The organism is Micrococcus sp. HG099 (assembly GCF_024723355.1).
Taxonomy (GTDB): Bacteria; Actinomycetota; Actinomycetes; order Actinomycetales; family Micrococcaceae; genus Micrococcus; species Micrococcus endophyticus.
In genome coordinates, this window is sequence record NZ_JANQCJ010000067.1 from 1 (window position 1) to 12,496 (window position 12,496).

General features: G+C 74.4%; 10 protein-coding genes and 1 pseudogene. 8 read left to right on the forward strand and 3 right to left on the reverse strand.

The genetic code is table 11. The annotated features are described in order from the left end of the window. Positions 1-230 precede the first annotated feature (230 nt). Genes lipB through NWP10_RS07270 form a run of 3 tightly spaced genes read left to right on the forward strand, consistent with a single transcriptional unit; the run spans position 231 to position 2,775 of the window. Entirely contained in the window at positions 231-932 is a 702-nt protein-coding gene (lipB, locus tag NWP10_RS07260) for a lipoyl(octanoyl) transferase LipB (RefSeq protein ID WP_258300388.1), read from the forward strand. After that, a complete protein-coding gene (gene lipA / locus NWP10_RS07265; RefSeq protein WP_017488039.1) occupies positions 929-1,936 on the forward strand; it encodes a lipoyl synthase in 1,008 nt (335 codons plus the stop codon). Before lipB ends, lipA begins: the two co-directional genes overlap by 4 nt. A 26-nt stretch (positions 1,937-1,962) precedes the next feature. Next, on the forward strand, positions 1,963-2,775 hold the full coding sequence (locus tag NWP10_RS07270) for a DUF4191 domain-containing protein (protein ID WP_017488038.1): 813 nt from the start codon (positions 1,963-1,965) through the stop codon (positions 2,773-2,775). Between the two features lie 103 nt (positions 2,776-2,878). Here NWP10_RS07270 and NWP10_RS07275 read toward each other — a convergent pair whose 3' ends face one another. Then, complete coding sequence (locus NWP10_RS07275) at positions 2,879-3,379, reverse strand: RDD family protein (protein ID WP_017488037.1); 501 nt, start codon at positions 3,377-3,379, stop codon at positions 2,879-2,881. Positions 3,380-3,530: 151 nt separating this feature from the next. Between NWP10_RS07275 and glnA the strand changes: the two genes are divergently transcribed. Beyond that, entirely contained in the window at positions 3,531-4,955 is a 1,425-nt protein-coding gene (glnA, locus tag NWP10_RS07280) for a type I glutamate--ammonia ligase (RefSeq protein WP_017488036.1), read from the forward strand. A 210-nt stretch (positions 4,956-5,165) separates the two neighbouring features. Then, positions 5,166-6,170, forward strand: a complete 1,005-nt coding sequence (locus NWP10_RS07285; RefSeq protein WP_017488035.1) for an LLM class flavin-dependent oxidoreductase — start codon at positions 5,166-5,168, stop codon at positions 6,168-6,170. Positions 6,171-6,242: 72 nt separating this feature from the next. Here NWP10_RS07285 and NWP10_RS07290 read toward each other — a convergent pair whose 3' ends face one another. Continuing rightward, complete coding sequence (locus tag NWP10_RS07290; RefSeq protein WP_375162468.1) at positions 6,243-9,323, reverse strand: bifunctional [glutamine synthetase] adenylyltransferase/[glutamine synthetase]-adenylyl-L-tyrosine phosphorylase; 3,081 nt, start codon at positions 9,321-9,323, stop codon at positions 6,243-6,245. 44 nt (positions 9,324-9,367) lie between these two features. Beyond that, positions 9,368-10,675: pseudogene (locus NWP10_RS07295) on the reverse strand (MFS transporter); the annotation flags it as partial. A gap of 90 nt (positions 10,676-10,765) precedes the next feature. Here NWP10_RS07295 and NWP10_RS07300 point away from each other — a divergent pair. The 3 genes from NWP10_RS07300 to NWP10_RS07310 form a co-directional block, all read left to right on the forward strand. Next, positions 10,766-11,464, forward strand: coding sequence for a maleylpyruvate isomerase family mycothiol-dependent enzyme (locus NWP10_RS07300; protein ID WP_258300390.1), 699 nt, complete (start codon positions 10,766-10,768; stop codon positions 11,462-11,464). Between the two features lie 272 nt (positions 11,465-11,736). After that, positions 11,737-12,063 carry a DUF6504 family protein gene (locus NWP10_RS07305; protein WP_017487888.1) on the forward strand — a complete coding sequence of 109 codons (327 nt, stop codon included), beginning with the start codon at positions 11,737-11,739 and terminating at the stop codon, positions 12,061-12,063. Next, on the forward strand, positions 12,060-12,496 hold a 437-nt coding region (locus tag NWP10_RS07310), incomplete at its 3' end, for a PHP domain-containing protein (protein ID WP_258300391.1). The genes NWP10_RS07305 and NWP10_RS07310, both read left to right, overlap by 4 nt.

The following is a 12,496-nucleotide window of genomic DNA, read 5'->3' on the forward strand; positions in this document are numbered from 1 at the left end:
CGCCCGGCCCTCCGACCCCGCCGACCGCTCCCCCGCCTCCGGCCGCACCCGGTCCCCCGGCCCCGCCCGTCCGGCGCCGTCCGCCGCCTCCCGCCACCCGTCCATCGGGCTCCCCCTCCGCTCGTCCGGCCCGGCGACCGGGCGGCCGCCTCGAGGCCAGCCTGCCCCACGCCCGACGCCCCCCTCCGGGGTTGTCCACAGGCGCCGGTGCGGGGGCTACAGTGGACGCCATGCCCGAGACCCTCCTGCCGCCCCTGCGCGTGCTCGGCCTGGCGCCGGACCTGGTGGAGTACCACGACGCCTGGGACGCCCAGCGCGCCCTGCACGCGGACGTCGTCGCCGGCCGCTCCGACGGCGAGTTCCTCCTCCTGGAGCACGAGGCCGTCTACACGGCCGGTCGCCGCACCGAGGACGCCGAGCGCCCCACGGACGGCGCCCCCGTCGTGGACGTGGACCGCGGCGGCAAGATCACGTGGCACGGGCCGGGCCAGCTGGTCGGCTACCCCGTGGTCCGGCTGCGCGACCGCGCCCACGTCAAGGACTACGTGTGGTTCCTCGAGGAGCTGCTGATCCGCACCGCGGCCGAGTTCGGCGTCACGGCCGTCCGCGTGGACGGGCGGGCGGGGATCTGGGTCCTCGCGGACCGGGACGACTACGGCGCGGCCCGCCCGGACCGCAAGGTCGGCGCCATCGGCCTGTCCATCCACGACGGCGTCTCGATGCACGGCTTCGCCCTGAACTGCTCCAACTCCCTGGCCCCCTACGAGGGGATCATCGCGTGCGGCATCACGGACGCCGCCACCACCACCCTGTCGGTCGAGACGGGCCGGACCATCACCCCGGCCGACGTCGTCCCGGTGCTCACCCGTCATCTGGACGAGCTCGGGCCCGCGTACATCGCCGTCACCCCCACGGAAGGAATCCCCGCATGAGCCTCGCCCCCGAAGGACGCCGCCTGCTGCGCGTGGAGGCGCGCAACGCCGAGGTGCCCGTCGAGCGCAAGCCCGAGTGGATCAAGGCCAAGGTCCACATGGGCCCCGAGTACATCGGCCTGAAGAACAAGGTCAAGTCCTCCGGCCTGCACACCGTGTGCGAGGAGGCCGGCTGCCCCAACATCTTCGAGTGCTGGGAGGACCGCGAGGCCACGTTCCTCATCGGCGGCGACATCTGCACCCGCCGGTGTGACTTCTGCGACATCACTTCCGGCAAGCCGCGTCCCCTGGACATGGAGGAGCCGCAGAAGGTCGCCGAGAACATCCGCGAGATGGACCTGCGCTACGCCACCGTCACGGGCGTCGCCCGCGACGACCAGAAGGACGGCGCGGCGTGGCTCTACGCGGAGACCATCCGCCGCATTCACGCGCTCAACCCGGGGACCGGCGTCGAGATCCTGCCGCCGGACTTCGGTGCGGTGCCGGAGCTCGTCCAGCAGGTGTTCGACGCGCGGCCCGAGGTGTTCGCGCACAACCTGGAGACGGTGCCCCGCATCTTCAAGCGCATCCGCCCGGCCTTCACGTACGAGAAGTCCCTCAAGGTGCTCACGATGGCCAAGGCCGACGGGCTCGTCACCAAGTCCAACCTCATCCTGGGCATGGGCGAGGAGGACCACGAGATCGACCAGGCCCTGGTGGACCTGCACGAGGCCGGCTGCGACATCATCACCATCACGCAGTACGTCCGGCCCTCGAAGCTGCACCACCCCATCGACCGCTGGGTGAAGCCGCAGGAGTTCGTCCAGTGGTCCCAGCGCGCCGAGGAGATCGGCTTCCAGGGCGTCATGGCGGGCCCGCTGGTGCGCTCCTCCTACCGCGCGGGCAAGCTCTACGCCCAGGCCATGCAGCGCCAGGGCCGCACCCTGCCGGAGAATCTGGCGCACCTGGCCGGGGAGAAGACCGCCCGCCAGGAGGCCTCCGCCGTCGTCTCCCAGATGTCCTGAGCCGCCCGACTAGACTGGACCCCGTCATGACGAAGAACAGCCAGCCCCCCGCGTCCTCCTCCGGCTCCACCTCGGCCGACCTCAAGCAGGTCAAGGCCATGCAGCGCGACCGCCGCCGTCGCGTCAAGGAGGAGACCCGCGCCCAGCGTCGGGACAAGCGCGCCAACCGGGGCCCCGGCATCATCTCCCAGCTCAAGCAGGCGTACGCCATGACCAAGGCGAACGACCCGAAGGTCGGCCTGTGGATGCTGCTGGCGTTCGCGGGCGTGCTCGTCCTCGGCCTCGTCATCGGCCTGCTGCTCAACAACTGGATCACCTGGCTGCTGATCGCCATCCCGTTCGGCGTGCTGGCCGCCGTCGTGATCCTCAACCGCAAGGCCCGCCGCGCCGGCTTCGCCCAGCTCGAGGGCCGCCCGGGCGCCGCCGGCGCCGCGCTGTCCACACTGGGCCGCGGCTGGATCGTGCCCGAGCAGCCCGTGGCCGTGAACCCCAAGACCCAGGACGTGGTCTACCGCGCCGTGGGCCGCCCCGGCGTCGTGCTCGTCACCGAGGGCCCCTCGAACCGCATCGCCGCGCTCGTGGGCAAGGAAGAGAAGGCCATGCGCCGCTTCCTGCCGGGCGTGCCCGTGACCGTGGTGGAGGCCGGCAACGGCCAGGGCCAGGTCCCGCTGCACGAGCTGCCGCGCACCCTGAAGTCCATGAAGAAGGCGCTCACCGCCCAGGAGGTGCAGGCCGTGGACAAGCGCGTGAACGCGCTCAACGTCAACCGCCTGCCCATCCCCAAGGGCGTGGACCCCATGAAGGCCCGACCGAGCCGGCGCGCCATGCGCGGCCGCTGAGCGCCGCCGCACACGCGCGAAGGGGGCCGCCCCGCCGAATCCTCGGCGGGGCGGCCCCCTTCGTCGCGTCAGGCCCCGCGCCGAATGGCGCGGGCCGGTGTGCTCACATGCGGATCTCGACGGTGCCGGCGACCTTGTCGTGCATGCCGCGGCCGTCCGGGCCGACGACGACGGCCGGCAGCACGAGGCACAGTAGCGCCGTGCGCACCACCACGCGGTGCACGGGGGCGGTCCGGCCGCCGAGGCGCACCACCTGGGTGCGGCACACGGCCTTGCCCACGGTGGTGGCCAGCAGGGTGATGCCCAGGATGTGCATCGTCGCGAAGACCATCAGGGTGGCGATCGCGTCGGAGTCGAAGAACAGCCAGGACACGCCCAGGGCCAGGAACCAGTCGATCACGAGGGCGACGGCGCGACGGGCCGCGGTGGCCATCGAGGTCGGGCCGTGCTCCGGCAGGCCCAGCAGGTCCCCCGGCCAGCGGCCGCCGGCCAGGCCGCCGCCCGGACCGTCCACCCAGCCGGCGAGGTCGCGCCGGGTGATCAGCGGCTCGTCGCGGCGGGTCGGTTCGGGCTCTTGCGCGGGGTCGGGTGCTCTGCGTGCCACCGGCCCAGCCTACCGGCGCGGAACCGCGAGGCTCGCCGTGGGGCGTCACCGACGCCCACGGGGGCCGCCGGGCAAGTAGGGTGGTGACACCCGCCACGCCAGCGCCGCCGTGCCGGACATGCCACCATCGTCACGACCACAGGAGCGCACCATGTTCACCTCCCCCGCGGACGTCCTCGCGTACATCAAGGAAGAGGGGATCGAGTTCGTCGACATCCGCTTCACCGACCTCCCCGGCATGCAGCACCACTTCAACGTGCCCGCGTCCACGGTCGACGAGGACTTCTTCACCACGGGCCAGCTGTTCGACGGCTCCTCCATCCGGGGCTTCGCCGGCATCGCCGAGTCCGACATGCAGCTCATCCCGGACGTCGCGACGGCCTTCGTGGACCCCTTCCGGGTCCGCAAGACCCTCACGATGAACTTCTCCATCGTGAACCCCCGCACCGGCGAGCCCTACCTGCGCGACCCGCGCGGCGTGGCCCAGCGCGCGGAGGCCTACCTGAGCTCCTCCGGCATCGCGGACACGGCGTTCTTCGCCCCCGAGGCCGAGTTCTTCATCTTCGAGGACGTCCGCTACGAGTCCTCCCCCCGCGGCTCGTTCTACGCCGTGGACTCGGACGAGGCCTGGTGGAACGCCTCCCGCGAGGACGAGGGCGGCAACCTGAGCCACAAGACCAGCCTCAAGGGCGGCTACTTCCCCGTCTCCCCCACGGACAAGCAGGCCGACCTGCGCGACGAGATCTGCGCGGTCCTGGCCGAGGTCGGCCTCGAGGTCGAGCGCTCCCACCACGAGGTGGCCGCCGCGGGCCAGGCGGAGATCAACTACCGCTTCAACACGCTGACCCACTCGGCGGACGACCTGCAGAAGTTCAAGTACGTCGTCAAGAACGTCGCCGAGCAGTTCGGCAAGACGGCCACCTTCATGCCGAAGCCCGTCTTCGGCGACAACGGCTCCGGCATGCACTGCCACCAGTCCCTGTGGAACGGCGGCGAGCCGCTGTTCTTCGACGAGAAGGGCTACGCGAACCTCTCGGACACCGCCCGCTGGTACATCGGCGGCCTGCTGAAGCACGCCTCCGCGGTCCTGGCCTTCACCAACCCCACGGTGAACTCCTACCGCCGCCTGGTGCCGGGCTTCGAGGCCCCCGTGAACATGGTCTACTCGCAGGGCAACCGCTCGGCGGGCATCCGCATCCCGATCACCGGCTCCAACCCGAAGGCCAAGCGCATCGAGTTCCGCGCCCCGGACGCCTCGGGCAACCCGTACCTCGCGTTCGCCGCGCAGCTGATGGCCGGCCTGGACGGCATCCGCAACCGCATCGAGCCGGCCGAGCCGATCGACAAGGACCTCTACGAGCTGCCGGCCGAGGAGGCCGCCGACATCCAGAAGGCACCCGCCACCCTGGACGAGGCCCTGAACGCCCTCGAGGAGGACCACGAGTTCCTCCTGGCCGGCGACGTGTTCACCGAGGAGCTGATCGAGACCTGGATCGCGTACAAGCGCGAGATGGAGATCGCCCCGCTGGCCGCGCGCCCGAACCCCTACGAGTTCGAGCTGTACTACTCGGTCTGATCCGCCGGACCGGGCGCCGCGGACCCCCGGTCCTCACGGCGCCCGACCGTCCACGGCCGGCGTCCTCCCCTGCGGGAGGGTGCCGGCCGTCGGCGTGCCGGGGCATGCCGGGGCCGTTCGGAATCCCCCGCCGGGCCGCGCGCCCGGAATATCGGGGCCCGGACCCGCGCTGGACCCGGGGAGAGACGCCCGCGCCCCACGAGGAGGACCATGACCGAGCACCGCGCCCCCACCGACCTGCCGCTGTCCCTGCTGGACCTGGCCACCGTCCGCGACGGCGCGAGCGTGGCCGAGGCCGTCGCCGAGTCCGTCGAGCAGGCGCAGGCGGCGGAGCGGGCCGGCTTCCGCCGGGTCTGGTACGCCGAGCACCACAACATGCCGGCCATCGCCTCCTCGGCCACGTCCGTGCTGATCGCGCACGTGGCGGCGCACACCGAGTCGATCCGGCTCGGCTCCGGCGGGGTCATGCTGCCCAACCACTCGCCGCTGGTCATCGCCGAGCAGTTCGGCACCCTCGCCGAGCTGCACCCCGGCCGCATCGACCTGGGCCTGGGCCGCGCCCCCGGCACGGACCAGCGCACCCTGCAGGCGCTGCGCCGAGACCCCTCGGCCGCCGAGCGCTTCCCGCAGGACGTCCTGGAGCTGCAGGGCTACCTGACGGGCCGCACGCGCATCCCCGGCATCGAGGCGTACCCGGGCAAGGGCACCGGCGTGCCGCTCTACATCCTCGGCTCCTCCGCGTACGGCGCCCAGCTGGCCGCCGAGCTGGGCCTGGGCTACGCGTTCGCCAGCCACTTCGCCCCGCAGATGCTCGAGCACGCGGCCCGCTTGTACCGCGAGCACTTCGAGCCCTCCGAGGCGCTGGCCGAGCCGCACTTCATCGCGGCGGCCAACGTGATCGCCGCGGACACGCGGGAGGAGGCCGACCGGGAGTGGGAGGCCGCCCGCCGCGCCCGGATCCGCATGATGCTCGGCCGGGGCCGCACACTGAGCGACGACGAGGTGGAGATGCTGCTGCACTCCCCCGCCGGCCAGCAGGTGCTCACCATGCTCGAGTGCACCGCCGTGGGCACCGGCGAGGAGACCGCGACCTGGCTGCGGGACTTCGCCGCGAAGGTCCAGGCCGACGAGCTGATCATCACGACGGCGGCCCAGGACGCCGGCGTGCGTCGGCGCACCCTGGAACTGCTCGGCGAGCACGTCGTCCGGGCCTGAGCCCGGCCGGGGCCTCCCGGCGGCCCCGCGGCCGTCCGCGGTGCCCCGCCGCGCGCGGGCCGTCGTAGGGGCTCAGAGCCCGTAGAAGCGGGCCTCAAACACCTGCCGTGCCAGCCGCGTGACGCGCAGGTAGCGCTCCTCCAGCTCGCCTCCGGCGGTCCCGACGCCGCTGAGCCGGGCGATGGCCTCGAGGTCGCGCATGTTGGTGGGCAGCACGTCCCCGACCTTCCCGGTCCACAGCAGCACGGCCGCGCGGATCCGGCTCGCCAGCAGCCACGCCTCCTCCAGCACGGCGACCTCGGCCTCGGGCAGCAGCCCGTGCCGGGCGATCGCCCGCAGGGCCGGCAGCGTGCCGGTGACCCGCAGGTCCTCGACCTCGCCCGCGTGGCGCAGCTGCAGGGACTGCACCAGCCACTCCACGTCCGAGAGCCCGCCGCGGCCGAGCTTGACGTGCCGGGAGGGGTCCGCGCCGCGGGGCAGGCGCTCGGCCTCCACGCGGGCCTTGATGCGCCGGATCTCCCGCGCGTCCGCGGTGGTCAGGTCCCCGGCGTAGCGGACCCCGTCGGCCCACCGCCGGAAGTCGGTGGCGAGGTCGTCGTCGCCGGCCAGGGGCCGGGCGCGCAGCAGCGCCTGGCGCTCCCACACCTCCGCCCAGCGCCCGTAGTACTCCCGATAGGAGTCCAGGGTGCGCACGAGCGGCCCCTGGCGCCCCTCGGGGCGCAGGTCGGCGTCCACCTCGAGCGGCCGCTCGCCGGGCAGCGGCGGGGTCGCGGGGCGGTGCAGCAGGGACATCAGCGTCCGCACGACCTCCTCGGCCTGCTCGCGCGCCCGCCCCTCGTCGACGCCGGGGCGTGGCCGGTGCACGAACAGGGCGTCGAGGTCCGAGCCGTAGGTGATCTCCCGGCCGCCCTGGCGGCCCATGGCCACCACGAGCACGTCGGTGAGCGGGTCGGCGTCCCCGACGACGGCGCGCGAGGCCACGCGCAGGGCGCCGACGACGGTGATCTGGTCAATGTCCGACAGGGCCCCGGTGACGGCCTCGAGGTCCAGCAGCCCCGAGATGTCCGCCAGGGCCACGCGCAGGGTCTCGCTGCGGCGCACCTGCCGCACGTGGCGGACGGCGGCCGGGGCCTCCTGCGCCTCAATGCGCCGGTCCAGGCGGGCGTCGGCCTGGCGCCACAGCTGGACGGTGCCGCGCGGTTCGAGCTCGCGGTCGTCGCCCACCCATGCCACGGCCTCGCGCGAGTGCTCCAGCAGGTCCCCGACGAACCGCGAGGCGGCGAGCACGAGGCAGAGCCGCCGGGCGGCGTCGGAGGAGTCGCGCAGCATCCGCAGGTACCAGGCCGTGCCGCCCAGGGACTCGGACAGCCGGCGGAAGGCGAGCAGGCCGCCGTCGGGGTCCGCGCCCTCCGCGAACCAGCCGAGCATGGCCGGCAGCAGCTGGCGCTGGACCGCAGCCCGGCGGGAGACGCCCTGGGTGAGCGCCTCGATGTGCCGCAGGGCCCCCTTCGGGTCGCGGTAGCCCAGGGCCGCGAGGCGCTCGCGCACCGCCTCGGCGGACAGGCGCACGTCGTCGTCGGACAGGGCGGCCGTGGTGGACAGCAGCGGCCGGTAGAACACCGTCTCGTGCAGGCCGCGCACCGCCCGACGGACGCGCGTGAACGCGGCCTGCAGGTCCTCGCCGGTGGCCGGCCCGGTCTCCTGGGCGCCGCGCAGCGAGCGGGCGACGACGCGGAGGGCCTCGTCCTTGACCGGCATCAGGTGGGTGCGTCGCAGGTGCACGAGCTGGATGCGGTGCTCGAGCGTGCGCAGCCACCGGTAGTGCTCGTCGAAGGCGGCCGCGTCCCGGGTGCTGATGTAGGAGGCCTCGTGCAGCGCCCGCACGGCGTCCAGGGTGCCGCGGACGCGGATCGACTCGTCCGCGCGCCCGTGCACGAGCTGGAGCAGCTGCGCGGTGAACTCCACGTCCCGCAGCCCGCCGGAGCCGAGCTTGATCTCCCGCTCCCGTTCGGCCGGGGCGATGGTCTCCAGCACCCGCGAGCGCATGGCCCGCACCGAGTCCACGAAGCCCTCGCGCGCCGAGGACTCCCAGACCCGGGGCCAGATCCGCTCGAGGTAGCGGGCGCCCAGGTCGGCGGAGCCGGCGATGGGCCGGGCCTTGAGCAGCGCCTGGAACTCCCAGCCGTGGGCCCAGCGGCGGTAGTACTCGGCGTGGGAGTCCAGGGTGCGGCTGAGGGCGCCGTCCTTGCCCTCGGGGCGCAGGTTGGCGTCCACCTCCCAGAGGCCGGGCTCGGGGGCGGCGGCCTGGATGACGCGGCCGATGCCAGCGGCGAGCTCGGCGGCGAGCACCGCGGCACGGGTGCCGTCGACGGCGTCGGACGCCTCCCCGTCGGCCCCGTCCGCACCGGCCTCCCCGGCGGCCTCCGGGTCGGGGTCGAGGAGCTCGTGGACGAAGACCACGTCGACGTCGGAGATGTAGTTCAGCTCCCGGGCGCCGCACTTGCCCATGCCGATCACGGCCAGATCCACGCGGTCCACCGCGGGGCCCTCGCGCTCGGCGAGCGTGGCCCGTGAGACCGCGAGCGCGGCGTCCACGGCGGCGCCGGCCAGGTCGGCGAGCCAGCGGCCGACGGAGGGCATGACGGCGGCGGGGTCCGCGGAGTCGAGGTCGCGCAGGGCGATCGCGGCGAGCTGGCGTCGGTAGGCGCGGCGCAGGGCGACGGCGGCGTCCGTGCCGGTCAGCCCGGCGCGGGGCCGGTCGGCGTCGGGGTCGGCCTCCACCGCCTCCAGGAGCAGGCGGCGCAGGGCCGCGGGCTCGTCGGCCCACTCCTCACCGTCCGCGGGGTCCGGCTGGGCGAGCGCCGGGGCGGTCGCGGCGGCGGACTCGGGCTCGAGGACGAGGTCGAGGTGCTCGGGACGGCGGATGAGGAACTCGCCGAGCGCCTCGGAGGCGCCGAGCAGGCGCAGCAGGCGCGCGGTGGTCTCCGCGTCCCGCAGGGCGCGGTGGACGCGGGGCTCGCGCTCGGCGAGGCGCACCCAGAGCAGCAGGGCGCGGTCCGGGTCGGCGGCGTGGCCGAGCCGCTCCACGAGGGGGGCGACGTCGGCCCCCTCGAACTCCGGGGAGGCGAGCAGCGACTGGACGCGGCGAGCCAGCCGCCCACGAGCGGGCCGAGGACGCCGCCCACGCGGCCGAACGCGGCCACCCAGGAGACGCCGGCGGCGCGGGCGTTGGTGGTGTAGTAGTTCGAGCTGAAGCCGTAGATCAGCACCTGGGTGCCCAGGGTGCCCACGCCGGCGATCGCGATGTACGTGAACAGCACCGGCGCCGGGAACTCGAAGGTCATCAGGGCCAGCGTAATCGCGGCGAGCACGAACGTGGTGGCCACGATCCGCTGCGCGCCGACCCGGTCCGCCATCGCGGAGGCGATCAGCCCGCCGAGCACGGCGCCGCTGTTGAGGATCAGCAGGAACGTCAGGGCGTGGCCCGTGCCGAAGCCGTAGCCCTCCATGATGCGCGGCAGCCACGTGTTGAGGCCGTAGGTGAGCAGCAGGCCGGAGAAGGACATGAAGCCCAGCAGGATGGTGGCCACGCGGAAGCGGCGGGAGAAGGCGGCGGCGAAGCCCCGGCGCTCGGGGGCGGCGCCGATCTGCTGGACGGCGACCTCCTCGAGCAGCGGCACGCCGGTGCGGGCGCTGACGGCCTGGGCCTGCGCGAGGCGGCCGCGCGAGTGGAGCCAGCGCGGGGACTCGGGCAGCAGGAACCACGCCAGCGGCAGCAGGAAGAGGATCGGGGTGGCGCCGATCAGGAAGAGGCCGCGCCAGCCGAGGGGCTCGAGCAGGCCGATGCCCAGCAGGGCGGCGAGCACGCCGCCGGCGGGGATGCCGGAGTAGACGATCGCGTTGTAGAAGTTGCGGCGCCCGGCGGGGGCGAACTCGGCCATGGTGGCCCCGGCGGTGGCGAGGATGACGCCCAGGCCCAGGCCGGTGAGGAAGCGCAGCAGGCCGAAGGCCGTGATGCTCGTGGACAGGGCCGTCGCGGCCATGCCGAGGGAGAACCAGGCGATGCCGCCCAGCAACAGGTTGCGGCGGCCGAAGCGGTCGCCGACGAGACCGCAGACCAGGGAGCCCACAAGGACGCCCACGAGGGCGTAGGAGCCCAGGGCGCCGGCGGTGGCGGCGTCGAGCTGGCCGATCTGGCCCGGGTCCTTCATGAGGGTGGACAGGACGGTGCCGTAGACCGTGAGGTCGTAGCCGTCGAAGAGCAGCGCCATGAAGATGACGGCGGCCACCGCGTTGGCGGTGCGCCGCTCCTTGGCGGGGTCCGCCGAGACGGACTGGTGGGGCTGGGACATGGTTCCCGGTTCCTCTCGTGTGCGGGGCCGACTGCGGGGCGACGGTGCTGTGCCCTCGGGCCTGGCGTCCACGCTCCCAGGGATGTGACGCGTGCCATACAGGGGGATCCCTGGTCCTCCGCCGGGCGGTGCCCTGGCCTCCCCCTGGCTCATCCGGCGCGCGTCTGGATCGTGCGCGAATCGGTCTGGATCCCGGGCCCGTCCGTGTGGTCCGCGTCTCACCGCCGTGGCAGGGTGGCGGGCATGATCAATCCCGCACGCCTGCGCTCCGACCTGTCCCGTCTCGGCCGCGAGGACGCCATGCTCGAGGCCACCGCCGCCTCCCTCTCAGAGGAGGAGCTGGCCGCCCCCTCGCTGTGCGAGGGGTGGACCCGCGCCCACGTCCTGGCGCACCTGGCCGCGAACGCGGAGGCCCTCGCCCGGCTGGCCGACGGCGCCGTGTCCGGCGACGTGCAGCCGCTGTACCCCTCGCGGCAGGCGCGCGACGCGCAGATCGAGGAGCTGGCCGGCGCCGGGCGCGCGGCGCTGCTCGAGCGGCTGCGGTCGGCCTTGGCGCTGTTCGCCGAGCGGGCCGGCCGGCTGGGCGGCGGGCTCGCCGTCGAGGAGCTCGAGGTGGCGGGCATGGAGGTGCCGGCCACCTCGCTCGTGGCCCTGCGGATCGCGGAGGTGGTGGTGCACCACGGCGACCTGGACGCCGCGTGGACCGTGGAGGAGGCCGACCCGGACTCCCTGCTCAACGCCGTGGAGGCGGCGGTGCGCGCCCTGCGGGTGCGGCAGGCGCCGGGCATGACCCTCGTGACCGAGGAGGGGGACGAGTGGACGATCGGCGACGGCGCCCTGCGCGTCGAGGCCGAGCGCGAGGGCCTGCTGGCCTGGCTCGCCCGCGGGGACGGCTCCGAGGTGGAGGCCGACGGGCCGCTGCCGACGCTGCCCGCGTGGTGAGCCGCGCCGCGTGGTGAGCCGTCCCGGGCGGGGGGACGACGCCGGACCCGCGGGTCCGGCGCGCCCCCGCCGCACCCCGCGCCGCTTAACGTGTCCGCCCGGGGCACTAGCGTCACACCCGTCGCATTCGAACACATGTTCGAGTATGATCGGGGGTGCGGCCCCACCTTCCCACTTCTTCCCCGCGCCCGGTCCGCCGGGCGGGCCGCACTCCCGTCGCCCGACGGCGTCCGCCGTCGGCTCGGTCAGCAGTGCAGAGGGAGAGAAGCAGCATGGGAGTCCTCACACAGTCGGTGGCGGTGGAGCGCGCGGCGGACGGCACCCCGCAGGGACTGCGGTGGAACGGGCGGGACTACGTCCTCGCCGAGCCGCCCGTGCGCTGGTTCGAGCGCCGCCGCTGGTGGGCCGAGGAGGTCCGTGCGGAGAAGGGCCGCGGGGCCGGCCTCGTGGACCACGAGATCTGGCGGCTGCAGGTGCGCCTGGCCCGCGCCGGGTCGGCGCCGGTGCAGACCGTCGACGTCGCCCACCACCTGGACTCCGGGCGCTGGCGGCTCGTCCGCGTCCACGAGCAGGCCCGGGACCTGAGGCGGTCCGCGTGAGCCCGGCCCCCGAGGCCGCGGCCGGCCGCACCGCCGTCCCGTTCGCCCATCTGCACGTGGCCTCCGCCTTCAGCGCCCACTACGGGGTCAGCTGGCCCGAGGACCTCGTGGCCGCCGCCGCGGCCGCGGAGATGGACGTCCTGGCCTGCACCGACCGGGACGGGCTCTACGGCATGGCCAAGCACGTGGGCGCCTGCCTGCGCCACGGCATCGCCCCGGTGGTGGGCGTGGACCTGGCCGTGCGCTGGAGCGCGGAGGAGGACGCCGGGCGCGTGGTCGTCCTCGCCCGCGGCGGCTGCCACGGCTCCGGCTACCGGGCCCTGTGCCAGGTCGTCTCCGCGGCGCACGCCCGCACCTCCGGGGGAGCGGCGGGCGGCAGCCCGTGGGCCTCCGTCGCCGAGCTCGCCGCCGCCGCGGCCGGCCGGGTCCCCAC